The organism is Janthinobacterium sp. GW458P, assembly GCF_002127585.1.
Classification (GTDB): domain Bacteria; phylum Pseudomonadota; class Gammaproteobacteria; order Burkholderiales; family Burkholderiaceae_D; genus Janthinobacterium.
In genome coordinates this window covers 64,184-86,262 of sequence record NZ_NEGZ01000032.1, presented here as the reverse complement: position 1 = coordinate 86,262, position 22,079 = coordinate 64,184, and the positions used below count along the sequence as shown (strand labels likewise).

The following is a 22,079-nucleotide window of genomic DNA, read 5'->3' as shown; positions in this document are numbered from 1 at the left end:
TCTAGCGTATTTATTCCTTCTTGTAAGCGGCGCATACTGGCTCCATCGTTCAACCCACACAAGGAAGCAGCATGAAAATCGTCATCATCGGCGCCAGCGGCACCATCGGCACGGCCGTCGCCGCCCAACTGGCGCAGCGCCATGAAATCATCGAAGTGGGCAGCCGCAGCGGCACGCACCAGGCCGACATGGGCGACATCGCGCAAGTGCGCGCCCTGTTCAAGCGCATCGGCAAGGTCGATGCCGTCGTCGTGACGGCCGGCAAGCTGCATTTCGGCCCGCTGAGCGAATTTACTCCTGAGCAATTCCAGGTAGGCCTGGAAAGCAAGCTCATGGGCCAGGTCAACGTGGCGCTGGTGGCGCAGGAGTACCTGAACGACGGCGGCTCGATTACGCTCACCAGCGGCATCGTGGCCGACCAGCCTATCCGCTTCGGCGCGGCCGCCACCATGACCAATGCGGCCGTGGAAGGCTTCGTGCGGGGCGCCGCCATCGAGCTTGCGCGCGGCGTGCGCATCAATGTCGTCAGCCCGACGGTGCTGGCCGAGTCGCTGGAGTCGTACGGCCCCTTCTTCTACGGCTTCGAGCCGGCCGCCGCCAGCCGCGTGGCCCTCGCTTACAGCCGCAGCGTGGAAGGGGCGCAGACGGGGCAGGTGTACAAGGTCTGGTAAGCCGCTTGCCATGCCATGGGGGCAGGTGGGACAATCGCAGGCTGAGCAAGAAAGCGGTAGCGCGCCATCCGCGCCAGCCGCGTCTGAGAAAAATCCAACCGAGACCTCCATGAAAAAACTCCTGATTCCCCTGCTGATGGCCGCCGCCGTCGGCAGCGCCTGCGCCGCAACGCCAGCCGCCCCGGCCACCGCGCAGCAACTGACGGCCATGAGCGCCCGCTACGCGCCCGTCGCGCTGACGGCCGACGTCACGCACCTGTCCGCGGGCGACCGCCAGGCCATCGCCAAGCTGGTCGAAGCGGCCAGGCTGGTCGACGTGCTGCAGCTGCGCCAGCGCTGGTCCGGCAATGAAGCGCTGTGGGCGGCCTTGAAGAAGGACAAGTCGGCCCTGGGCCAGGCCCGCCTGAACTATTTCTGGATCAACAAGGGGCCATGGTCGGTGCTCGACGCGCACGCCTCCTTCATGCCGGCCAGCTACGCCGGCATCGCCATTCCCGCGCACAAGCCGGAAGCGGGCAATTTCTATCCGCAGGGCGCCACCAAGGCCAGCCTGGAAACGTGGATGAATGGCCTGTCGCCAGACGACAAGCAGCAGGCGCAATGGTTTTTTACCACCATCCGCGCGGGCAAGGACGGCAAGTACCAGACCGTCAAGTATTCGGACGAATACAAGGTGGAGCTGAAACAGCTGGCCAAATTGCTCGACGAAGCGGCGGCCGCCACGGACAACGCATCGCTGAAGAAATTTCTGACCTTGCGCGCCAAGGCTTTCCTCGACAACGACTATCTGCCGTCCGATTTCGCCTGGATGGACCTCGATTCGCCCGTCGACATTACCATCGGCCCGTATGAAACATACAACGATGAACTGTTCGGCTACAAGGCCGCGTTCGAAGCGTATGTGAACATCCGTGACCAGGCGGAAACGCAAAAGCTCGATTTCTTCGCCAAACACATGCAGGAACTGGAAGACAACCTGCCGCTCGACGCCCGCTACCGCAACCCGAAAGTGGGCGCGCTGGCGCCGATGGTGGTGGTCAACCAGGTGTATGGCGCAGGCGACGGCAACATGGCCGTGCAGACGGCCGCCTACAACCTGCCCAACGACGAACGCATCATCAGCGCGCGCGGCTCCAAGCGCGTGATGCTGAAGAACGTGCAGGAAGCCAAGTTCAAGGCCACCCTGACGCCGATCTCGAAACTGGTGCTCACGCCCGAAGCGCAGCAGGACGTCGATTTCAATTCCTTCTTCACGCACATCCTCGCGCATGAAATCATGCACGGCCTGGGCCCGCACGCGACCGTCGTCGACGGCAAGCCATCGACGCCGCGCCAGGACTTGAAGGAAGCCTATTCGACCATCGAAGAGGCCAAGGCGGACATCACGGGCCTGTTCGCGCTGCGCTACATGATGGACAAGGGCCAGCTGAACGACACCCTGGGCCAGGGCGAGGCGGCCGAGCGAAAGCTGTACAACACCTTCCTTGCCTCCGGTTTCCGCACCCTGCATTTCGGCCTGACGGATTCGCATGCGCGCGGCATGGCCATCCAGATCAATTACATCCTCGACAAGGGCGGTTTCGTCTCGCTGGGCGACGGCAAGTTCGGCGTCGATTTTGCGAAGATCAAGCAGGCCGTGATCGACCTGGACCGCGAATTCCTGACCATCGAGGCGACGGGCGACTATGCGCGCGCGCAAGCGATGATGACGAAATACGTGGTGATCCGCCCTGAAGTGCAGGTGGCGCTCGACAAGATGAAGGCCGTGCCCAACGATATCCGCCCGGAATTCGTCACGGCCCGCGCGCTGGATCAAGCGACGAAGAAATAAACCCGATGCCGTATTGGCAGAGTGAAAAGCCGGTGCTGCTGCACCGGTTTTTTTTCGTCTTTATTTGCGAAAAGTTGCCAGTTTTTCCTTGTGGAAATACGTCCACCGCTTACTCTGCAGTGGTAAATCCTCCTTTCTTCCCGCCTGTCCCATGTTGAAACCGCTCTTGCTGATGAGCTTGCTCATCGCCTTATCTCCTTTGCCTGCAGTGGCTGCCGCCCAGCTCACCGAACTGGAAACGCGCTGGCTGCAGGCGGGCCAGCCCGTCATCGCGTTTGCGCGCGCGCAAGGTTTGCCGCTCGACATCATCGTCCAGCCGCAGGACGCGCCCGGGGCCGTGCCGCTGGCGCTGGGCTTCGAGGCGGGGCGCTGCAAGCTGGTGCTGTCGTTGCGCGGCAATGCCCAGGCGCAAAGCGTCCTGCAAGAGGCACTGCCCGCGCAGCAGGACCTGATGATCGAAGCGATGACGGCGCATGAGATCGGCCATTGCCGGCGCTACGCCCAGGGCGACTGGCATGCGCTGCCGCGCGGCTTCGTCGAGCCGCCCAGCGGGCAGCGGGGCAAGCTGAAGCGGCTGGACCGGGAGCTGCGCGACACGCGCCGCGAGGAGGGCTATGCGGACCTGGTGGCGCTGGCGTGGATGCATGGCCAGCACAGGGAGCAGTACCGCGACGTGCTGGCCTGGATGCGCGGCGTGCGCGCCGGCGGCGCGACGGCAGCCGGGTCGCACGCCACGCAGGCATGGCTGGCGCTGGCGGAGGGCGAGGGTGTATTTGATGGGGCCGCTTCACCATTTGAACAGGCGCAAGTTTTATGGCGGATGGGCTTGAGCGGCGACAAATAGAGGCGAATTTGTGCCGCGATAGCCTGCCAGCGTGTGTTGTCGCACGGAGCTTTGGGCGCGGCAGGGGTCTAATCTGGTCATCCACCAAACCAGAGAGGAACCATCATGAACAAAATGATCGCCTTCGTACTGGCCGCCAGTGCCAGCGCCCTGCTTGCCGCCGCACCGGCCTATGCGCAGGACACCTCGTACAAGAGCCTGACCGATAAGGCAACAGCCGATTACAAGCAGGCCAAGGCCGCCTGCGACGCCCAGAGCGGCAATGCGAAAAAAGTCTGCGTGGAAGAGGCCCGGGTGGCCCGCGCCAAGGCCGATTCCGATGCCGTGGCGCAATACCGCAACACGCCGCGCGAGCTGACCAAGGCCCGCAAGGACGTGGCCAATGCCGAGTATGACCTGGCCAAGGCCAAGTGCAGCGACCGCACGGGCGCCGATAAAACCACATGCATGAACGATGCCAAGGCAGCAAAAACTGCCGCCCTGGCCGATGCCAGCACGGGTGCCAAGGCCGGCACCAATGTGGCGCAGAATCCGCCTGCCGTTGCCAAGGAGAATTGCGACGCCATGGATGCGACGGCCAAGGCCGCCTGCATGACGCGCAATGCGGCCGGCAGCACCAAGACGGCCGTGGCCGATTCCGTCATCACCACCAAGATCAAGGCGGACCTGGTCAAGGATTCCACCCTGAAAGCGCTGGATGTCCATGTGGAAACCGTCAACGGCGTCGTCATGCTCAGCGGTTTTGTGCCATCGCAAAATGAAGTGCAGAAGGCGGGCGACCTGGCCCGCGGCGTGGAAGGCGTGAAGGACGTGAAGAATGGCTTGAAGGTGAAGTAAGCCTGGTTGCGCCTGCCATGGGGCAGGGAGACTGCCCGCATGAAAACAGCCAGGTCCGCATAGGCGGTGCCTGGCTGTTTCTTGCGCTGCGGGCGCGCGCCGGATGGGCGGCCGGCGGAAGACGCGCCCAGCGGGTGCGGCGTTTACGTCAGGCGCTTATTTCACATACTTCGCCAGCCAGCCCTCGACTTCGCTATAGAAGAAACGGCTGTTTTCGCCCTTCAAGATCCAGTGGTTCTCGTCCGGGAACACCAGCAGTTTCGCCGGCACGTTCAGGCGCTGTTGCACCGCAAAGTTCATCAAGGCATTGTTGGCCGGCACGCGGTAGTCGAGCTCGCCCACGGTGATCAGGATGGGTGTGGTAAAGCCCGTGCCTTTTTCGTGGTTGCCCGCTTGCATGACCGGGCTTTGGTCGCGCCACACGGGCAGGTTCGACCAGACGGGGCCGCCCGCATTCGTTTCACGGCCGAAACCGCCATCGCTGGTACCCCACTGCATGATCAAATCCATTTCGCCCGCGTGCGAGACGATGGCCTTGTAGCGCGTGGTGGTCGCCTGCAGCCAGTTGGCCAGGTGGCCGCCATAGCTGGCGCCGCCGGCGGCCAGCCTGGTGCCGTCGATGAACGGATATTTCTTGATGGCTTCATCGACGCCCTGGTTGACCTCATCGCCCGGACCCTTCAAGGGATCGAATTGAATCGAGCGCGAGAATTCCTCGCCGTAGCCGGTGGAACCCTTGTAATCGGTCAGCAGCACGACGTAGCCCGGTTTGGCCAGCAAGTGATAGTTCCAGCGCAGCACGAACTGGTCGCGCCACATGCTGGCCGCGCCGCCGTGGATGACGGTAAACAGCGGATATTTCTTGCTCGGGTCGAAATTCGCGGGCTTGACGAGCATATTGTGGATCCGGCGGCCGTCGGCCGTGGTGAACCAGAAGTGCTCGGGCGCCTGCCAGTCGATCTTGTCTGCCTTGTCCGTATTGAAAGCCGTCAGCCGTTTCGGCTGCTTGCCGTTGAAGGCATAGATTTCCGGCGGATTGATGGCGGACTCCCACACGCCCACCAGCGACTTGCCGCCGCTGCTCAGCGAATTGATGGTGCCGGTCGGCAAGGATGGCTCCTCGCGCACCTCGCCGCCCCTGGCGTCGATCGAATACAGCTTTTCCAGGCCCGCATGTTCATAGCTGAAAATGACGCGCTTGCCGCCGTCGGGCAGCACGTAGCGCGAGATCGACCGGTCCAGCCTGGCCGTCAAAATCGTCGGCGCAGGGTTGCTCATCGGCCAGGCAAAGCTGGCCAGGCGTTTCACGTCATACACCTTGCCGGGTGTTTGCGCGTCGCTGAGGGCGAACAGCGTCTTGCCGTCGGCGGCAAATTTCAAGGAACCGTAGCTGTGTTTGTCCTGCGTCAAACGCTGGGCTTCGCCGCCCGCCACGGGCAGCAGATACAGTTGCGAGTAGACGGCCTCGCGCTGCGCCGCGTCGCGGTTGCTGGCCGCGCTGAAGACGACGGCCTTGCCGTCCGGCGTCCAGACGGCGTCCAAGGATTGCCCTTCGTCGCCCTGGCCGCCGCCAAAGCCCGGCAGGGCCACCAGTTGCGTGCCCGACAGGATGTCGCGCGGCGTGTTTTCACCTTTCGCTTCAGGCTGCGCGTCGACGACGAACAGGCGCACCTGCTTGTCCGTCAGCCATTTGTCGAAATAGCGGGGCGCCGTCGTTTCATAGGAACGGGCGCTGACCTTGCGCTCCTTGCGCTCCTTCGCGCTTTGCTTGACGTCCGCTTCCGTCTTGTTGCCAGGGTAGATATCGCTGATGAACAGCAATTGCTTGCCGTCCGGGCTCCATTTCGGCATGCGCGCGCCCAGGGTGAGCGAGGTCAGGCGCTGCGCTTCGCCGCCGGCGGCTACGTCGAGACGGTAGATCTGGCCCGCCTCATCGCCGTCGCGCTTGGCAACGAAGACCAGCTGGCGGCTGTCCGGTGACCAGGCCACGGCGCTTTCGCCGCCCCTGGAATACGTGAGCCGGCGCGCGGGGCTGTCGTCAAGCAGCGACTTGATCCACAGGTCCGACCATTGGTCCTTGCTGTCGTAGGCGCTGTCGACGACGGAAAACACGGCCCAGCGCCCGTCCGGGCTGGCGACGGGCGCGCCCACCCGTTTCATCAGCCACACGTCTTCATGCGTGATGGCGTGTCTGGCTGGCGTTTGCGGGGCGGCGGCAGGCGCGGCGGCGGCGGTATGGGCAAGCGAGGCGCAGGCCGCTGCGATCAGCAGGGAGCCGAGGGAACGGCGAAGACGGGGTAAGGTCATGGGCGTGGTCCGGGTAGTGAAAAAAGTACAGCGGGCAACATTATTGCCCATCGATTCGGCCGCTGCCAAGGCCATGGACCGTTACTTACCAGGCGGGATGGCCGCGTATCGGGCGGGCGCGGCATGCCTGATCAGTTAAACTTGCCGCTTTACTCACGCTGGCGCTGATAGAACATGAAAAATTGTCTACCCTTATTGAAAACGGCATTGCTGGGCGCAGGTGTGTTGCTTGCCGGTCATGGCTTTGCCGCCGCGGCAGCTCCTTACCCGAACACCAGCGCCATGGGCGTGGGCCACGCGGAAAGCACGGCCTGGTATGCGGGCTGCCTGAAGGTCAAGGATGCGGCGCCGCCGCCGGCCGACCTGCCGGCGCCGTCCGCCGTGGCCGCCTTGCAGCAGTGCCAGGCGACAGACCTGTATTACGATACCAAGAGTATGTCCTCGCCCAAGCCGGCCGACTGGCGTCCCGTGCGTCATTGCGCCATGGCCACGCAGAACAGCGCCGTGCTGATGATGTTGTACCAGAACGGGCAGGGCGTGCAGAAGGACCCATTGCTGGCGCTCAAGTATGCGTGCAGCATCGACGCGGCGCCGGCCGAGATGCAGGGCCGCATAGCACATTTGCAGCAGATCAATGCCAGCGGGCGCGGCATGATGGACTTGTGCGACGACATCACCAGCGGCTATATGATGGGCGTATGCAGCGCCATCGATGCGCGGCAAAAGCAGCGCGTGCGCGCGCAGGCAAGCGGTAAACTCAGCGATGGCTGGCCTGCCGTGGCGCAAGCGTCGCTGCAAAAACTGCAGGCGGCGGCAAGCAAGTTTGCCGACGCGCGCGCGGCCCATGAAACGGACCTGAGCGGCACGGCGCGGGCCGCCATGAGCATCGCCGCCCGCACGGCCGAGCTGGACCTGCTGGCGCAGGATTTGCGCCAGTACGAAGCGGGCAAGCTGCCGCCGGCCCTGTCGATGGCGCAGGCGGCGGCGCTGGACAAGGAACTCAACGCCATCTACGGCAAGCTGATGAAAAAGCCCGCATCCACCTATGCGGGCGCCGTGGACAAGGATGGCATCCGCGCCACCCAGCGCCTGTGGCTCGCCTACCGCGATGCCTGGATGAATCTTGGCGCCGTGCGCTATCCATCCGTGACGAGCGAGACGTGGGCCGGCCTGCTGACGGCGCGGCGCAATGCGCAATTGCAAGATTTACTGGAGAATTGACGCATGCGCGAAGCCTATTACCACGAAGACGATTTCTGCATGATCGAACTGTTGCCGCTGGATAATTTGCAGCACTGTGTGACGCAGATGGGCGAGCAGCAGGCGTTTGCCGATGCGCACCGCAGCGGCGCCGGCTGGACCGACATGTACGTCATCAAGGCGCCGCCGTCGCCACTGTCCGCGCTGGGCATGACGGCCGACCGGCTGCGGCTGGCGCTGGCCGATGCCTTGCCGCCGTATGGCGCCGTCTACACGGGCTACGGCAGTTACCGCGTGGAATGCAAGAACGTGCTGGCCTTTGGCGGCGACAAGACGGAGACCCTGTTTGCCGGCCTGGACGACAAGGGCATCGTGTGCGACCTGTGGTGCAGCGACGGCATGCCGGAACTGTTGCTGCTGCCCTTGAAGGAGCAGTTGCTGCTGGCCGACTGGGGCGCGGGGTTTGCGTGTCCGCTGGCCGACGGCGACCTGTTTGCCCGCTACCTGCGGGAATACGAACTCGACTAGCGCTTATTCGCAGGCGATGGCGTTCGGCTGCGCCACTTTCACCACGGACGCCAGGCGTGCCATGTCGTTGCCGTCGCCCTGTTCCGTGTACGCTTGATACGTGTCAATGACGATGCGCGCACGCGCCTGCCAGCCGCAATTATCGGCCTGGCGCGCGGGCACGCGCAGCAGGCGGCGCGCCTGGCCGTCGTTGGAAAAGCAGAACCACGCATCGTGCGAAGCCGCCGGCCGGGGCAAACGGCCCCATTGCGCCTTGTCGGGCGCGAAGCAGACGCGGTTGCCGATGATTTCCAGGCTCATCTCGTCCGTGCGCAGGCTGTACTGGCCGTCGAGCACGATGGGCGCTTGCGCCCGGGCGGACAGGCAGGCGGTGGCCAGGAGGAGGGCGGCGGCAAGTTTCATGCGGTTCTTTCAGGGCTGGCAAGACGAAGCGCCAGTATAACCGCGGGGCCGGAAATGCAAAAAGCCCCTCCGTGGGGAGGGGCTTTTTGGTACTGCGCATTCGTGGTAGGCCGTGCGGGATTCGAACCTGCGACCAACGGATTAAAAGTCCGCTGCTCTACCAGCTGAGCTAACGACCCGAAAGAGGCCGCATTATATATCAGTTGAAAAGGAATGCAAAGTATTCCTGCGAGAAAGTGTGAACTGCGTCAATGCAGGGCTGCCGTGAGCCTCAGCACTTCGTCGATGCTGGTCGTGCCGTCGGCGATCTTGCGCGCGCCGGCGATGCGCAGCGGCGTCATGCCGTCGAGGAGGCTCTGGCGCCGCAGCGCGTGGATGTCGGCGCCGGACTTGATCAGCTGGCTGAATGCCTGCGTCACGCAGAGCAGTTCGTAAATGCCGGCGCGGCCCCGGTAGCCGCTTTGCCGGCACAGGGCGCAGCCGGCGGGCCGCCAGGCCGTTTCCGGCCGCGCCAGCTGGCCGGCCGCCAGGCCCTGCCATTGCGCTTGCGTCGGCGCCGCGCCCGGCTGCTTGCAGTCGGGGCACAGGCAGCGCAGCAGCCGCTGCGCCAGTACGCCGGCCAGGCTCGCTTCGAGCAGGTAGGCGGGCACCCCCAGCTCCAGCAGGCGCATGACGGCCGACGGCGCATCGTTGGTGTGCAGGGTCGAGAGCACGAGATGGCCCGTCAGCGCCGCCTGGATGGCCATCTCGGCCGTGGCCAGGTCGCGGATTTCGCCCACCATGATGATGTCGGGGTCTTGCCGCATCAGCGCCCGCACGCCATCGGCAAACGACAGCTCGATGCCGGCCTGGGTCTGCACCTGCATCTGGTTGAAGGCCGGCTCGACCATCTCGATGGGGTCTTCCACCGTGCACACATTGACTTCGCTGCTGGCCAGCGCCTTCAGGGTGCTGTACAGGGTGGTGGTCTTGCCCGAGCCGGTAGGGCCCGTCACCAGCACGATGCCGTGGGTGCGCGCCGTCAGCTGCCGCCAGCGCTGGGCGTCCGCCGGCGGGAAACCCAGGTCGAGCAGGTTCTTGATGGCGATGTCGGGGTCGAAGATGCGCATGACGAGCTTTTCGCCGAAGGCCGTGGGCAGGGTCGACAGGCGCAGCTCGATTTCCTGTCCCTGCGCATTGCGCGTCTTGATGCGGCCATCCTGCGGACGGCGCTTTTCCACGACGTCCATGCGTCCGAGCAACTTGATGCGCGCCGTCATGGCCAGCAAGACCACGGGCGGCACCTGGTAAGCCTGGTGCAGCACGCCGTCGATGCGCAGGCGCACGAGGCCGGCCTCGCGCTTCGGCTCCAGGTGGATGTCGGATGCGCGCTGGGCAAACGCGTATTGCCACAGCCAGTCGACGATGCGCACCACGTGCTGGTCGTTGGCGTCCAGGCTGGTCTTGTTGCGCCCCAGTTCCACCAGCTGTTCCACATTCTGGCGCAGCGCCAGGTCTTGCGTGGACGCTTGCCTGGCCACCTTGACGGAGCTGGCCAGGCTGAAAAACTGCGCAATGGCGTCGGCGATGTGCAACGGGTTGGCGATGGCCAGGTGCAGCTTGCGTGGCGCCAGGGTGCCCAGCTGCGCCTGCCAGGCGAGCGCGTAGGGCTGGGCCGTGGCGATGACGATGCGGTCAAGCGTGCATTCGACGGGCAGGATGTTGAAGCGGGCTGCATAGCCGGCCGTCATGACGTCGGCCACCTGGCTGAAGTCGATGTGCAGGGGATCGATGCGCAGATACGGCAAGCTTGCCCGCCGCGCCAGCCAGGCGCACAGGGTGTCGAGCGTGAGCGCATCGTGGGCGACGTGGCACAGCGGATGCAGGGCCGGCGCCCGCTGCAGGGCGGCCTGGGCGCTGATGGCGGCCGCTTGCGTTGCATCAAGCAAGCCGTCTTCCTGCAGCCAGGCCAGCAGTTGCGGCAGTTCCAGCGGCGTGTCGGGCGCAGGGGGGAGGGATGCGGGCATGGCCGGCGCCTTTCAGGGCTGCCGGCCTTGCCTGGGAGTGCCGGCGGTTACAGGGTGCTGACGATGCCCTTGACCCAGGTCCTGGCGGGCAGCTTGGTCTCGGCGACGATCTGCTTGGCGCGCTCGAGCAGGGCCGCTTGCGCTTCGGCATCGAGCGTCACTTTCGTCTTGAAGGCGATCGCCACCACGTTCCCATCATGGACTTCCGGCAGGCAGATCACCTGTTCAAACGCAAACTTCATCGCCTTGATGTTCTTTGCGTAGCTGGGGTGGTCGCCAAACAGGTTCACCGTCATGATGCCGTGCGGCGCCAGGCAGGCGCAGCAGGCGGCGTAGAAGTCCGCGCTGTCGAGCACGGGACCGCGCGCCGTGGCGTCGTACAGGTCCACCTGCAGGGCGTCCAGGGTGCCGTGGTTGGCGTCGTCGTTGACATAGTCGAGCGCGTCCATTTCACGCACGCGCAGGCGCTCGTCATTGGGCGGCAGCTTGAACATCGAGGCGCAGATGGTGATGACGGCCGGGTTCAGTTCGATGGCCTCGACCTGTGCCTGCGGGAACTGGCGGTAGCAGAACTTGGTCAGCGCGGCCGTGCCCAGGCCCAGCTGGGCGATGCGCTGCGGTTGCTCGATCCACAGCATCCACGCCATCATCTGCTGCGCGTATTCGAGCTCCGGCCAGTCCGGCTTGCGGATGCGCATGGCGCCCTGCACCCATTCCGTGCCGAAATGCAGATAGCGCACGCCATCCATTTCCGACAGGGTGACAGGCGCGTAGCGGGGCTTGCGCGCGGGGCGCGAGGATTCGACTTGTTCGATGGATTTTCGTTTGATAAGCATAAGGCGGCCTGAAAGTGTGCCGCATTATAGCCCGTGCCGGGGCGCCATAAAAAATGCCAGCCGCTGGGGCTGGCATGGTATGGGCCGGTTGCGGCGCTTACTGCTGAGCTGGCTCGATCGAGACGCGCAGGCGGATGCGTTCGCCCGGATCATAGGACATGATGCTCGTGTAGTTGCGGCCGCGGTAGTCGTAGGTGACCTGATAGCCATTGTTGCGGCTTTCCCAGTGGTCGACCTGGCGGCACTGCTTGACGGCTTGTTCCTGCACGCCGCCCTGGTAGTTGTTCTGGTTGTCGACACGGTCGCCCACGACGGCGCCGGCAATCGCGCCGGCGGCCGCGGCGGCCGTGCGGCCATTGCCGCCGCCGACCTGGCTTCCGAGCAGGGCGCCGGCGATGCCGCCGACGATGGAGCCGCCCGCGCTGCGCTGCTGGGGCGGCGCCTGCACTTGCACGTATTCCGTACGGCATTCCTGGCGTGGACGATTGATCTGCTCCACTTGCGGCACGACGCGCACGACCTTGCCGAAATCTTCAAAGTCGGCGGCCTGGGCGAGTGGCAATGCACCGATACAAAGGGCTGACATCATCAATTTGGCTTGCAAGTTCATTTGTAACCTCGTTATCTAGAGAATCTTTCAGGGTATTTTTTACAACTTGAGCCTATAGTAATCCGACTCGCCGACCGGTTGTCGTTCGCATGGCAACAAAATGTAACAGCCCGAGTCCCTTGCCCCGCAGTCTGTAACATGCACTTTCAATCGATACAAGATGTTGAAATGGCTTGAAACCGGCGGTTTGTAACAAATCTTGCGTTTGACATCATATTCGGGTTGATTCATGCAAGACAACACGTTACCCTAATACGCGTATGGCTTATACAAAATCGCACTGAATCGCATAAAAGTTGATACAGATCGAATCACCGCGTGCGCATTGACCCGCGTGCGGGGATGCAATAAGACGAGCAGCTAGAAAAAATCCATACATAACAGGTCGATTTGAGGGAAAAATGAGTTTGTTACTAACCGTGCCGCCCAACCTTGTCCAGTCCATCCGTGCCTTTCGCGTGACCGAATTACAAGACGAGGCGATTCGTCTCGGGCAGCACTTTTTATATGCGCATTGCAACGCTGGGCAGACCAAACAACAAGTCATCGGCATTATCGCAGAAGCATTCCTGTTTCCGAAAAATCTGGCGAAGAATTTCGATGCCCTGCGCCTGTGCCTGACGGATACCATGTTCAAGGCGGGTCCGCAGACGGGTTTCCTGGTCGTGCTCGAGCAATTGCCAAATACGCAAAAATTCGACAAGGAAGCACGCGAGATCCTGCTCGACGTGTTCCGCGACGCGGCCGACTACTGGGCCGAGAAGAAAGTCCCGTTCCGCGTCTTCTATTCATTCGAGTAAGCGCTTACTCTTGTCATGGCGGCCTCCGGCCGGCCTGCCATGCCGCTACCGGGAGCAGCAAGCGGGCAGCGGCGGCGGCCCGGCGGATATGTTGCGCCGCAACAATAATACCGGCCTTTCTAGATTCGCCTAGCCATAGCGGGTACAATGCGCGCTATGAAAAATATCGTTATCCTCATTTCCGGACGCGGCAGCAACATGGAAGCGGTCGTGCGCGCGGCGCAAGCCGAGCAATGGCCAGCCCGTATTGCCGCCGTCATCAGTAACCGGGCGGACGCCCAGGGGCTGGTGTTTGCCGCGGAACACGGGATAGCGACGGCAGTCGTTGCCAACAAGGATTATGCCAGCCGCGAACAGTTCGATGCGGCGCTGCAAGCCGTGATCGACGGCTTTGCCCCCGACCTGATCGTGCTGGCCGGTTTCATGCGCATCCTGACGCCGCCCTTCGTCGAGCACTATGCGGGGCGCATGCTCAATATCCACCCGTCGCTGCTGCCGCTGTTCCCGGGCATGGCGACGCACCGCCAGGCGCTCGAGGCGGGAGTGACGGAACACGGCGCGACCGTGCATTTCGTGACTGCCGAACTTGACCATGGCCCGGCCGTGGCGAGCGCGACAGTCCCCGTCTTGCCGGGCGACACAGAAGACAGCTTATCGGCGCGCGTGCTGGTACAGGAACATCTGCTTTACCCGCGCGCCATCCGCCTGTTCATTGACGATAAACTGTCGGTCGAGCATGGCCAGGTCCGCGTGGACCCTCAATAAAATATTACAGGAAGAATAACAATGAGATTGCCACCAGCGATACTTGCCAATGCTGAAGAAGTATTGCGCGAAATTTTACGTTTCACGGCCCCGGCCGACACCACCCTGTCGCGCTATTTCCGCGACCATCCGCGCCTCGGTTCGCGCGAACGCGGCGCCATCGCCGAAGGCATTTATGCCGTCCTGCGCAACAAATCGTTCTTCACGGATTTCGCCGAAGCGGGCAATGGCCCCACCATGCGCCGCCTGACCATCCTCGGCCTGGCCGAAGCCGTGGGCGCCGACTCGCTGGGCGGCCTGACGGAAGAAGAAGTGGAATGGCTGGAGCGCATCAAGCAGATTGACCGCAGCCTGATGCCGGCGAATATGCGCGCCAACATGCCGAAATGGCTGTTCGACAAGCTGATCGCCCAGTTCGGCGAAGCGGAAACCATGCTGCTGGCCGATGCGCTGAACGCACCGGCGCCGCTGGACCTGCGCGTCAACTCGCTCAAGGCCACGCGCGACGACGTGATGCTGGCCCTGGCCGAAGCGCCGATCCTCAGCACGCCGACGCCGTTTGCACCGCTGGGTTTGCGCGTGATCAAGAAGCCGTCGCTGCAAAACCTGCCCCTGTTCCAGAGCGGCGCCATCGAAGTGCAGGATGAAGGCAGCCAGATCCTGTCGCAGATCGTCGGCGCCAAGCGCGGCGAGATGGTGGTCGACTTCTGCGCCGGCGCGGGCGGCAAGACCCTGGCACTGGGCGCGCTGATGCGCAACACGGGCCGCTTGTACGCGTTTGACGTGTCGGAAAAGCGCCTGGCCAAGCTCAAGCCGCGCATGGCCCGCAGCGGCCTGTCGAACGTGCATCCGGTGCAGATCGCGCATGAGCGCGACGCCAAGATCAAGCGCCTGGCCGGCAAGATCGACCGCGTGCTGGTCGACGCGCCATGCAGCGGCCTGGGCACCCTGCGCCGCAATCCGGACGTCAAATGGCGCCAGCAGCCGAACTCCATCGTCGAACTGCAAGCCAAGCAGGCGGCCATCCTGGCCGGCGCGGCGCGCCTGGTCAAGGGCGGCGGCCGCCTGGTGTACGCCACCTGCAGCTTCCTGAACGAAGAAAACGACCAGATCGCCGAGCAATTCCTGGCTGCCAACCCCGACTTCACGCTGGTGCCGATGAGCAAGGTGCTGGCCGAGCAGAAGATCGAGCTGGAAATGGGCGACTACCTGAAATTGCTGCCGCACCTGCACCAGACCGACGGCTTCTTCGCCGCCGTGTTCGAACGCAAGGTCATGCCGAAAAAAGTCTACGCCGATGAAAAACCGGCCGACGACGTTGACGCTGAGCAAGCCGAATAAGCTGCTCACGGGCCGCCGCTGCAGCTTCGCAGCGGCGGCCACTCTCCTGCGCCGGCCCGTCTGGCGCTGGCTGTGGGCGCCGCGCCCGTTTGTTTCCCCGCATCATCTTCCAGACCCCATCCGCCATGAATGAAACTCCGCTGCTCAACCTGATCACCGACTTTGTCGACGATTTCCGTCAACCGGCCATTTTGTGGCAGGCGCTGGCGATCATCGCCTGCCTGGCCCTGAGCTGGCTGCTGGTGCGGCAGTTGCGCGAATTCCTGCACAAGCGGGCGGAAGCGGCGGCCACGCCGGCAGCGCCGGAAACCCTGCAGCGCACGGACAGTTTCATCCGCATTCTGACGCCCGTGCTGGCGGCCATGCTGCTGGGCATTGCGCAGCACTTCCTGGCGAAGTTCCAGTCAGTCAACCTGCTCAGTATCGCCACTCCCCTGTGCACCTCGATGGCGCTGGTGCGCTTCGGCTTTTATGTGTTGCGGCGTATTTTTACCCGCCACGGCACCATCAGCCCCACGATGTTGTTGCTGGAAAAGATTTTCACGGTGGTCGTGTGGGCCGGCATGGCCCTGTATATCACGGGCCTGTGGCCGGATTTGCATGCCTTCCTCGAAGGCATCATCGTGCCGCTGGGCCGCAACAAGGTGTCCGTGGCTGCCATCTTGCAAGCCGCTATTTCCGTGGCCGTGCTGCTGGTGCTGGCCATGTGGGCCGGCACCTCGCTCGACGAGCGCCTGATGAAAATGCAGGGCTTGCACACCTCCTTGCGCGTGGTGCTGTCGCGCATGGGCCGCGCCGTGCTGATCCTCGTTTCCGTGCTGGTCAGCCTGTCGCTGGTGGGCATCGACCTGACGGTGCTGTCCGTATTCGGCGGCGCCTTCGGCGTGGCGCTCGGTTTCGGCCTGCAAAAGATCGCCGCCAACTTCGTGTCCGGCTTCATCATCCTGCTCGACCGCAGCCTGACCATCGGCGACATGATCACCGTCGGCCAATTTACGGGCAAGGTGACGCAGATCAATACGCGCTATACTGTGTTATTGGGCGGCGATGGCGTTGAATCCATCGTGCCGAATGAAATGCTGATTTCCGGCGGCGTGCAGAACATGTCGCTAAGCAACCGCATGGTGTGGCTGTCGACGGCCGTGTCGGTGGGGTATGAAACGGACCTTGATGTCATCTTCCCCTTGCTGGAAGCGGCTGCGGCCAGTGTGCCGCGTGTATCGCAAAGCAATCCGCCATCGGCCACCCTCGTGCGTTTCGGCGCCGACGGCCTGGATCTGCAGATCGGTTTCTGGATCGCGGACCCGGAAAACGGCACGGGCGGCGTGAAGTCGAATGTGAACCGCGCCATCTGGCGCACCTTGCAGGAACATAAGGTCACTGTACCGTTTCCGCAACGCGAATTGCGTATTATTGCCACGCCTCCTGCCCCGCTCGCCGGCGCTGCAGACGGTGAGTCCGCGCCTTCCGGCACCCAGCCTTGACCTCGCTGCCTGCCGCCGTTTTTGCCTGATAGCACCCATTAGGGCGTACAATCACGCCTAAAATTAACTCTGCCGGACCTCCAGAGTCACTGGAGCGACCGTGCGCACGCCCTGTCCACTTGGAGTAGTAGTAATGACATTGAGTTCCGTTTTACACGACGTATTGCAGTTCATGGCAACTGGCATTACTGATCTGTCCGCATGGCAAGTGTTCCTGTACACCATGGTGGTCACGCATATCACGATTGCCAGCGTGACGATTTACCTGCACCGCCACCAGGCCCACCGCGCGCTGGAATTGCATGCGATTCCCAGCCATTTCTTCCGTTTCTGGCTGTGGCTGACGACGGGCCAGGTCACCAAGGAATGGGCGGCCATCCATCGCAAGCATCACGCCAAGTGCGATACGGAAGAAGATCCGCACAGCCCCGTGACGCGCGGCATCAAGAAAGTCTTCTGGGAAGGCGCCGAGCTCTACCGTGCCGAATCGAAGAACCTGGAAACCATGGCCAAGTACGGCCACGGCACGCCGACGGACTGGATCGAGCGCAACCTGTACACGAAATACAGCTGGCTGGGCGTGGTGTCCTTGTTCGTCATCAATTTCATCCTGTTCGGCGTGATCGGCATTTCCGTGTGGGCCGTGCAAATGATGTGGATCCCCATCACGGCGGCCGGCATCATCAACGGCATCGGCCATTACTGGGGCTACCGCAACTACGACTGCGCCGACGCGGCCACCAACATCATTCCGTTCGGCATTCTGATCGGCGGCGAAGAGTTGCATAACAACCACCACACGTATGCGACATCGGCCAAGCTGTCGTCGAAATGGTATGAAATCGATATCGGCTGGGCGTATATCCGCGCCTTGGAAATGCTGGGCCTGGCCAAGGTGAAAAAGCTGGCGCCGGCGCCGAAGTTTTCCCACGGCAAGCTGGAAGCGGACTTCGAGACCTTGCAGTCCGTCATCGCCAACCGCTATGACGTGATGGCCAAGTATGCGAAATCGATCAAGCATGCCTGGAAGGAAGAGCTGGAACACCTGAAGCACAAGGCGGAACTGGAAAAGCGTTTCCTGAAATCATCGCGCAAGCTGATGCAGCGCGAACCGGCCAAGCTGGCCGACGCGCACCACGAGCAGCTGTCGGAATTGTTCCAGCACAGCAAGGCACTGGAAACCATGCACCACATGCGCGTGGAGCTGGGCGCCATCTGGGAGCGCTCGCACTTTACGCGCGAGCAATTGCTGCAGAAACTGCAAGACTGGTGCGCGCGCGCCGAGGCGTCAGGCATCCAGTCGCTGCAGGATTTCTCCTTGCGCCTGCGCAGCTATGCATAACTAGACTGTTGCGCCATATCAAGGCCCTGGATTCCAGGGCCTTTTTTTTGATCTGGCACATTGACGGGGAGGGGGCGTAAAAATCAGGGCGAAAAAAAACCGCTCATCGGAGCGGCTCTTTTTACAGAACACAGTATCAATTACTTGATCTTGGTTTCTTTGTACGTTACGTGCTTGCGTGCTTTAGGATCGAATTTCATGATCTCCATTTTCGCAGGCGTCGTACGCTTGTTTTTGGTGGTCGTGTAGAAGTGACCCGTACCGGCGGTCGATTCTAACTTGATTTTGTCGCGGCCTGATTTTGCCATGATAGCTCCCTTATTCTGCTAATTAGACTTTTTCGCCACGAGCGCGCATATCGACCAATACGGCGTCGATGCCGACTTTATCGATGACGCGCAGACCGGCGTTGGACAAACGCAGGGAGACCCAGCGGTTTTCAGATTCAACAAAAATACGACGATTCTGCAAGTTAGGCAAAAAACGACGTTTGGTTTTGTTGTTTGCATGGGAAACATTGTTGCCGACCATCGGCTTCTTCCCAGTGACTTGGCAAACACGTGCCATGGCGCACTCCTTAAAGATATTCCAAATTGGAAAAACGAGAGTATATCCAAAATAAGCCGATTTATCAATGACTTGCGAAAAACAATTGTGTCTTGTTGTTGTGAGTAAATTTAACAATTTGATTTTCAGGTGTTTTTACGGGACAGCCGCTGGTAAACCAGTGTGTTTACTGCTAGATAAGTCGCCTGGCGTTGTGACGTATGTCCTTGTTTACACATGGTTAACTGCGGTGGCGCAGGAGCCGGCCTAGATCTGGCCGTGTTCCGCGAACGAATGCACGTGCCGTCCGGCCACGATGAAATGGTCGAGGATGCGCACGTCCACCAGCGACAAGGCCTGCATCAGCGCGCGCGTCAGCAATAAATCCGCTTCGCTCGGTTCCGGCGTGCCGGACGGGTGGTTGTGGGCCAGCATGACGCTGGCCGCGTTGTGCTGCAGCGCCTGTTTTACCACTTCGCGCGGGTACACGCTGGTGTGGGTGAGGGTGCCGCGAAACATTTCGCGGGTGGTGATCAGGCGGTTCCTGACGTCCAAAAACAACACATGAAATGCTTCGTGGGCCAGGTGGCCCAGGGTCAGGCGCAGGTAGTCTTTCACGGCGTGCGGCGAATTGAGGGCTTGCCCCGCCTGCAAGTCCTCGATGATGGCGCGCCGCGCCAGTTCCATCACCGCTTGCAACTGGGCAAACTTGGCGCTGCCCATGCCGTGCACGGCGGAAAAGCTCACGAGGCTGGCGCCAAACAGGCCCCGCAGGGAGCCGAAGTGCTCGACCGTGTCGCGCGCCAGTTCCACGGCGCTCTTGCCGCGCACGCCCGTGCGCAGGAAGACGGCCAGCAATTCCGCGTCCGACAGCGTGTGCGCGCCATCCTCGATCAGGCGTTCGCGCGGCCGTTCGCTGGCCGGCCAATCCTTGATGCCCATGCTGTTCTCCTGTTTGGCACCGGCGTGCGCCCCGGTGTGGCCTTCTTTGACGAAGCCATGGGGCAGGCGCGGCCAGTGTGGCTTACAATATCGTTTTGCACCAGTTACCTGAAAACTACTATGTCCAACGAGCAACCAGCAGTCGTCACCGAAGCGGCTTACCTCACCCTGCATTATCGTCTTGCCACGGTGGACGGTACTGATATTGTCACTACCTTTGGCGGAAATCCTGCCACCTTGATGCTGGGACAGGGCCAGCTGGCGCCATTCCTCGAGCAGCGCCTGCTGGGCTTGCCAGAAGGCACGCACGAGACGTTCGAGCTGGCCGCCGGCGAAGGCTTTGGCGAGCGCAATCCCGAGCTGGTGCAATCGGTCTCGCGCGCCACCCTGGACGAAAACTCCGTGCCGGGCGCCGACTACAAGATCGGCGACCTGGTCGACTTCGCCGCGCCGGGCGGCGGCCGCTTTGCCGGCGTGCTGCGCGAAATGCGCGACGATTCGGCCCTGTTCGACTTCAATCATCCGCTGGCCGGCCAGCCGCTGCGCTTTGAAGTCCGGCTCATTTCGGTCCTGTAAAGAAGGAATGGCGATGGAAAAAGAACTGTTACTGGCCCAGCCCCGCGGTTTCTGCGCTGGCGTCGACCGGGCGATCGAAATCGTCGAGCGCGCCTTGCAGCAATTTGGCGCACCCATCTATGTGCGCCATGAAATCGTCCATAACGCCTATGTGGTGGCCGATTTGCGCAACAAGGGCGCCATCTTCATCGACGACCTTGATGACGTTCCATCTGGCAATACGCTCGTGTTTTCCGCGCATGGCGTGTCGAAAGCCGTGCGCGCCGAAGCGGAAGCGCGCGGCCTGAGCATTTTTGACGCCACCTGCCCCCTGGTCACCAAGGTGCACATGGAAGTGGGCAAGATGCGCCGCGAAGGCCGCGAGATCATCATGATCGGCCACGACGGCCATCCCGAGGTGGAAGGCACGATGGGCCAGGCCGACATGGGCATGCATCTGGTGGAAACGCTCGACGACGTGGCGGCCTTGCAGGTCGCCAATCCGGACAGCCTGGCCTATGTTTCGCAAACAACGTTGTCAGTTGACGACACTCGCGACATTATCGAGGCCCTGAAACAGAAATATCCGAATATTTCCGAGCCGAAAAAAGGCGACATTTGCTACGCCACCACGAACCGCCAGGAAGCCGTGAAATTCATGGCGCCGCAGGTGGAAGTGGTGATCGTCGTCGGCAGCCCGAACAGCTCGAATTCGAACCGCTTGCGCGAAGTGGCCGAGAAGATGGGCACGCCTGCCTATATGGTCGACAATGCGTCGCAGATCGATCCCGCCTGGCTGGAAGGCAAGCTGCGCGTGGGCGTGACGGCCGGCGCCTCGGCACCCGAGGTGCTGGTGCAAGCCGTCATCGACCGTTTGAAAGAGTGCGGCGTGAAGAGCGTGCGACCGCTCGACGGCGTGCAGGAAGCCGTCACTTTCCCGATGCCGAAAGGCCTCGACGGCATCAAGCGCGACGTCGCCTGAGCCTGCGGGACGATTGAGTATCGATGAGGAGTCACCTCAAAACAAAATTTAATTCGGAAATGATCGATTTATTCCAAGTTTAGTTTTTGCAAAAGATCGTTATGATTGCCTCAAGCTTGAATATGTTGTCGTTATGACTAAGCAAGGTCACGCGCGTTTTGAGTGCGTGCACCATGCTGGTGAGAACGGTCCAGGGATGGCACTGCAGGATTTCTTCCTCCGGTGCCGTTTTTGTATCAGCGATGGCAGTTCCTGCGGAAGTTGTTCCCGAAAAATGCATATTTGATAGGGCAATCTGACCATGGATACATTCATCCAGCAAATCATCAACGGCCTGGTGCTGGGCAGCATGTATGCCTTAGTGGCCCTCGGTTACACGATGGTGTACGGCGTCTTGAACCTGATCAACTTCGCCCACGGCGATGTGCTCATGATCGGCGCCATGGTGGGCTTGAGCATCCTCAAGCTGCTGGGCATCTACGTGCCGGACTGGCCCGGCTATTTGAAACTGGCCACCGCCATCCTCGGCGCCATTCCCGTCTGTATCCTGGTCAACATTCTCATCGAGCGGGTCGCCTACCGCCGCCTGCGCAACGCCCCCCGCCTCGCTCCCCTGATTACCGCCATCGGCGTCTCCATCCTGCTGCAAACTTTCGCCATGATGATCTGGACGCGCAATCCCTTGCCCTTTCCGCAACTGCTGTCCACCGACCCCATCAACATAGGCGGCGCCGTCATTTCGCAAACGCAAGTGCTGCTGCTGGCCCTGGCCGCGCTGTCGATGGGCGCGCTGGTGGTCCTGGTGGAAAAAACCCGCATGGGCCGCGCCATGCGGGCCACGGCGGAAAACCCCCGCGTGGCCGGACTCATGGGCGTCGATTCCGACAAGGTCATCGTCGCCACGTTTGCCATCGGCGCCCTGCTGGCGGCCGTAGCGGGGGTGATGTGGGGCGCCAACTATTCGTCCATCCAATATTCGATGGGCGCCATTCCCGGCCTGAAAGCCTTCTGCGCCGCCGTGCTGGGCGGCATCGGCAATATCTATGGCGCCATGCTGGGCGGCGTCCTGCTGGGCATCATAGAAAGCCTGGGCGCCGGCTATATCGGCGACTTCACCGGTGGTTTCCTGGGCAGCCACTACCAGGATATCTTTGCCTTCGTCGTGCTGATCATCGTGCTGACCCTGCGTCCGTCCGGCATCATGGGCGAACGCGTGGCCGACCGCGCCTGACGTCACCCATCAAAACAAG

General features: G+C 62.2%; 22 protein-coding genes and 1 tRNA gene. 14 read left to right on the top strand and 9 right to left on the bottom strand.

What is annotated here, in order from left to right; genetic code table 11:
• The first annotated feature begins 71 nt into the window (after positions 1-71).
• The 4 genes from CBW50_RS17935 to CBW50_RS17920 all read left to right on the top strand — a co-directional run bounded on the left by CBW50_RS17935 (position 72) and on the right by CBW50_RS17920 (position 4,183).
• On the top strand, positions 72-671 hold the full coding sequence (locus tag CBW50_RS17935; RefSeq protein ID WP_086146809.1) for a short chain dehydrogenase: 600 nt from the start codon (positions 72-74) through the stop codon (positions 669-671).
• Positions 672-780: 109 nt separating this feature from the next.
• A complete protein-coding gene (locus CBW50_RS17930; RefSeq protein WP_086146808.1) occupies positions 781-2,502 on the top strand; it encodes a hypothetical protein in 1,722 nt (573 codons plus the stop codon).
• A 151-nt stretch (positions 2,503-2,653) separates the two neighbouring features.
• The gene (locus CBW50_RS17925) at positions 2,654-3,346 is read left to right on the top strand and encodes a hypothetical protein (RefSeq protein ID WP_086146807.1); all 693 of its coding nucleotides are present in this window, start codon (positions 2,654-2,656) and stop codon (positions 3,344-3,346) included.
• Between the two features lie 105 nt (positions 3,347-3,451).
• Positions 3,452-4,183, top strand: a complete 732-nt coding sequence (locus CBW50_RS17920) for a BON domain-containing protein (RefSeq protein ID WP_086146806.1) — start codon at positions 3,452-3,454, stop codon at positions 4,181-4,183.
• Positions 4,184-4,339: 156 nt separating this feature from the next.
• On the opposite strand, the gene CBW50_RS17915 is transcribed toward CBW50_RS17920, so the two are convergent.
• On the bottom strand, positions 4,340-6,490 hold the full coding sequence (locus tag CBW50_RS17915; RefSeq protein WP_086146805.1) for a S9 family peptidase: 2,151 nt from the start codon (positions 6,488-6,490) through the stop codon (positions 4,340-4,342).
• A 174-nt stretch (positions 6,491-6,664) separates the two neighbouring features.
• On the opposite strand from CBW50_RS17915, the gene CBW50_RS29785 reads away from it, so the two are divergent.
• On the top strand, positions 6,665-7,711 hold the full coding sequence (locus tag CBW50_RS29785) for a lysozyme inhibitor LprI family protein (RefSeq protein ID WP_086146804.1): 1,047 nt from the start codon (positions 6,665-6,667) through the stop codon (positions 7,709-7,711).
• Between the two features lie 3 nt (positions 7,712-7,714).
• On the top strand, positions 7,715-8,218 hold the full coding sequence (locus CBW50_RS17905; RefSeq protein ID WP_086146803.1) for a hypothetical protein: 504 nt from the start codon (positions 7,715-7,717) through the stop codon (positions 8,216-8,218).
• Between the two features lie 3 nt (positions 8,219-8,221).
• Here the strand turns inward: CBW50_RS17905 and CBW50_RS17900 are convergent, their stop codons facing one another.
• The 5 genes from CBW50_RS17900 to CBW50_RS17880 all read right to left on the bottom strand — a co-directional run bounded on the left by CBW50_RS17900 (position 8,222) and on the right by CBW50_RS17880 (position 12,072).
• Positions 8,222-8,620, bottom strand: a complete 399-nt coding sequence (locus tag CBW50_RS17900) for a hypothetical protein (protein ID WP_086146802.1) — start codon at positions 8,618-8,620, stop codon at positions 8,222-8,224.
• Between the two features lie 103 nt (positions 8,621-8,723).
• Positions 8,724-8,799: transfer RNA gene (locus CBW50_RS17895), tRNA-Lys, on the bottom strand.
• Between the two features lie 69 nt (positions 8,800-8,868).
• The gene (locus CBW50_RS17890; protein ID WP_086146801.1) at positions 8,869-10,626 is read right to left on the bottom strand and encodes a GspE/PulE family protein; all 1,758 of its coding nucleotides are present in this window, start codon (positions 10,624-10,626) and stop codon (positions 8,869-8,871) included.
• 47 nt (positions 10,627-10,673) lie between these two features.
• Entirely contained in the window at positions 10,674-11,462 is a 789-nt protein-coding gene (locus CBW50_RS17885; RefSeq protein ID WP_086146800.1) for a spermidine synthase, read from the bottom strand.
• Between the two features lie 97 nt (positions 11,463-11,559).
• On the bottom strand, positions 11,560-12,072 hold the full coding sequence (locus tag CBW50_RS17880; RefSeq protein WP_034747447.1) for a glycine zipper 2TM domain-containing protein: 513 nt from the start codon (positions 12,070-12,072) through the stop codon (positions 11,560-11,562).
• A gap of 401 nt (positions 12,073-12,473) precedes the next feature.
• Between CBW50_RS17880 and CBW50_RS17875 the strand changes: the two genes are divergently transcribed.
• From CBW50_RS17875 to CBW50_RS17855, 5 genes are all read left to right on the top strand, one after another.
• Positions 12,474-12,872, top strand: a complete 399-nt coding sequence (locus tag CBW50_RS17875; RefSeq protein WP_086146799.1) for a barstar family protein — start codon at positions 12,474-12,476, stop codon at positions 12,870-12,872.
• A gap of 156 nt (positions 12,873-13,028) precedes the next feature.
• Positions 13,029-13,637, top strand: coding sequence for a phosphoribosylglycinamide formyltransferase (gene purN / locus CBW50_RS17870; protein ID WP_086146798.1), 609 nt, complete (start codon positions 13,029-13,031; stop codon positions 13,635-13,637).
• Positions 13,638-13,658: 21 nt separating this feature from the next.
• Entirely contained in the window at positions 13,659-14,978 is a 1,320-nt protein-coding gene (locus CBW50_RS17865; protein WP_086146797.1) for an RsmB/NOP family class I SAM-dependent RNA methyltransferase, read from the top strand.
• A gap of 125 nt (positions 14,979-15,103) precedes the next feature.
• Positions 15,104-16,462, top strand: coding sequence for a mechanosensitive ion channel family protein (locus CBW50_RS17860; RefSeq protein ID WP_086146824.1), 1,359 nt, complete (start codon positions 15,104-15,106; stop codon positions 16,460-16,462).
• A gap of 133 nt (positions 16,463-16,595) precedes the next feature.
• Complete coding sequence (locus CBW50_RS17855) at positions 16,596-17,804, top strand: fatty acid desaturase (RefSeq protein WP_086146796.1); 1,209 nt, start codon at positions 16,596-16,598, stop codon at positions 17,802-17,804.
• A 140-nt stretch (positions 17,805-17,944) separates the two neighbouring features.
• Here the strand turns inward: CBW50_RS17855 and rpmG are convergent, their stop codons facing one another.
• The 3 genes from rpmG to radC all read right to left on the bottom strand — a co-directional run bounded on the left by rpmG (position 17,945) and on the right by radC (position 19,292).
• Entirely contained in the window at positions 17,945-18,112 is a 168-nt protein-coding gene (gene rpmG / locus CBW50_RS17850) for a 50S ribosomal protein L33 (RefSeq protein ID WP_010400929.1), read from the bottom strand.
• Between the two features lie 22 nt (positions 18,113-18,134).
• The gene (gene rpmB, locus CBW50_RS17845; protein WP_010400928.1) at positions 18,135-18,371 is read right to left on the bottom strand and encodes a 50S ribosomal protein L28; all 237 of its coding nucleotides are present in this window, start codon (positions 18,369-18,371) and stop codon (positions 18,135-18,137) included.
• 246 nt (positions 18,372-18,617) lie between these two features.
• Positions 18,618-19,292 carry a DNA repair protein RadC gene (gene radC, locus CBW50_RS17840; RefSeq protein WP_086146795.1) on the bottom strand — a complete coding sequence of 225 codons (675 nt, stop codon included), beginning with the start codon at positions 19,290-19,292 and terminating at the stop codon, positions 18,618-18,620.
• Positions 19,293-19,412: 120 nt separating this feature from the next.
• On the opposite strand from radC, the gene CBW50_RS17835 reads away from it, so the two are divergent.
• From CBW50_RS17835 to CBW50_RS17825, 3 genes are all read left to right on the top strand, one after another.
• On the top strand, positions 19,413-19,868 hold the full coding sequence (locus tag CBW50_RS17835; RefSeq protein WP_086146794.1) for an FKBP-type peptidyl-prolyl cis-trans isomerase: 456 nt from the start codon (positions 19,413-19,415) through the stop codon (positions 19,866-19,868).
• A gap of 13 nt (positions 19,869-19,881) precedes the next feature.
• The gene (gene ispH / locus CBW50_RS17830; protein ID WP_086146793.1) at positions 19,882-20,829 is read left to right on the top strand and encodes a 4-hydroxy-3-methylbut-2-enyl diphosphate reductase; all 948 of its coding nucleotides are present in this window, start codon (positions 19,882-19,884) and stop codon (positions 20,827-20,829) included.
• A gap of 301 nt (positions 20,830-21,130) precedes the next feature.
• Positions 21,131-22,060 (top strand): branched-chain amino acid ABC transporter permease, encoded by a 930-nt coding sequence (locus CBW50_RS17825; RefSeq protein ID WP_086146792.1) that lies wholly within the window; start codon positions 21,131-21,133, stop codon positions 22,058-22,060.
• Positions 22,061-22,079 lie beyond the last annotated feature (19 nt).

Bases quoted from the DNA above. Each gene is read 5' to 3' on its own strand.
- CBW50_RS17935 (WP_086146809.1), top strand. From the start codon at position 72: ATGAAAATCGTCATCATCGGCGCCAGCGGCACCATCGGCACGGCCGTC.
- CBW50_RS17930 (WP_086146808.1), top strand. From the start codon at position 781: ATGAAAAAACTCCTGATTCCCCTGCTGATGGCCGCCGCCGTCGGCAGC.
- CBW50_RS17925 (WP_086146807.1), top strand. From the start codon at position 2,654: ATGTTGAAACCGCTCTTGCTGATGAGCTTGCTCATCGCCTTATCTCCT.
- CBW50_RS17920 (WP_086146806.1), top strand. From the start codon at position 3,452: ATGAACAAAATGATCGCCTTCGTACTGGCCGCCAGTGCCAGCGCCCTG.
- CBW50_RS17915 (WP_086146805.1), bottom strand. From the start codon at position 6,490: ATGACCTTACCCCGTCTTCGCCGTTCCCTCGGCTCCCTGCTGATCGCA.
- CBW50_RS29785 (WP_086146804.1), top strand. From the start codon at position 6,665: ATGAAAAATTGTCTACCCTTATTGAAAACGGCATTGCTGGGCGCAGGT.
- CBW50_RS17905 (WP_086146803.1), top strand. From the start codon at position 7,715: ATGCGCGAAGCCTATTACCACGAAGACGATTTCTGCATGATCGAACTG.
- CBW50_RS17900 (WP_086146802.1), bottom strand. From the start codon at position 8,620: ATGAAACTTGCCGCCGCCCTCCTCCTGGCCACCGCCTGCCTGTCCGCC.
- CBW50_RS17890 (WP_086146801.1), bottom strand. From the start codon at position 10,626: ATGCCCGCATCCCTCCCCCCTGCGCCCGACACGCCGCTGGAACTGCCG.
- CBW50_RS17885 (WP_086146800.1), bottom strand. From the start codon at position 11,462: ATGCTTATCAAACGAAAATCCATCGAACAAGTCGAATCCTCGCGCCCC.
- CBW50_RS17880 (WP_034747447.1), bottom strand. From the start codon at position 12,072: ATGAACTTGCAAGCCAAATTGATGATGTCAGCCCTTTGTATCGGTGCA.
- CBW50_RS17875 (WP_086146799.1), top strand. From the start codon at position 12,474: ATGAGTTTGTTACTAACCGTGCCGCCCAACCTTGTCCAGTCCATCCGT.
- purN (WP_086146798.1), top strand. From the start codon at position 13,029: ATGAAAAATATCGTTATCCTCATTTCCGGACGCGGCAGCAACATGGAA.
- CBW50_RS17865 (WP_086146797.1), top strand. From the start codon at position 13,659: ATGAGATTGCCACCAGCGATACTTGCCAATGCTGAAGAAGTATTGCGC.
- CBW50_RS17860 (WP_086146824.1), top strand. From the start codon at position 15,104: ATGAATGAAACTCCGCTGCTCAACCTGATCACCGACTTTGTCGACGAT.
- CBW50_RS17855 (WP_086146796.1), top strand. From the start codon at position 16,596: ATGACATTGAGTTCCGTTTTACACGACGTATTGCAGTTCATGGCAACT.
- rpmG (WP_010400929.1), bottom strand. From the start codon at position 18,112: ATGGCAAAATCAGGCCGCGACAAAATCAAGTTAGAATCGACCGCCGGT.
- rpmB (WP_010400928.1), bottom strand. From the start codon at position 18,371: ATGGCACGTGTTTGCCAAGTCACTGGGAAGAAGCCGATGGTCGGCAAC.
- radC (WP_086146795.1), bottom strand. From the start codon at position 19,292: ATGGGCATCAAGGATTGGCCGGCCAGCGAACGGCCGCGCGAACGCCTG.
- CBW50_RS17835 (WP_086146794.1), top strand. From the start codon at position 19,413: ATGTCCAACGAGCAACCAGCAGTCGTCACCGAAGCGGCTTACCTCACC.
- ispH (WP_086146793.1), top strand. From the start codon at position 19,882: ATGGAAAAAGAACTGTTACTGGCCCAGCCCCGCGGTTTCTGCGCTGGC.
- CBW50_RS17825 (WP_086146792.1), top strand. From the start codon at position 21,131: ATGGATACATTCATCCAGCAAATCATCAACGGCCTGGTGCTGGGCAGC.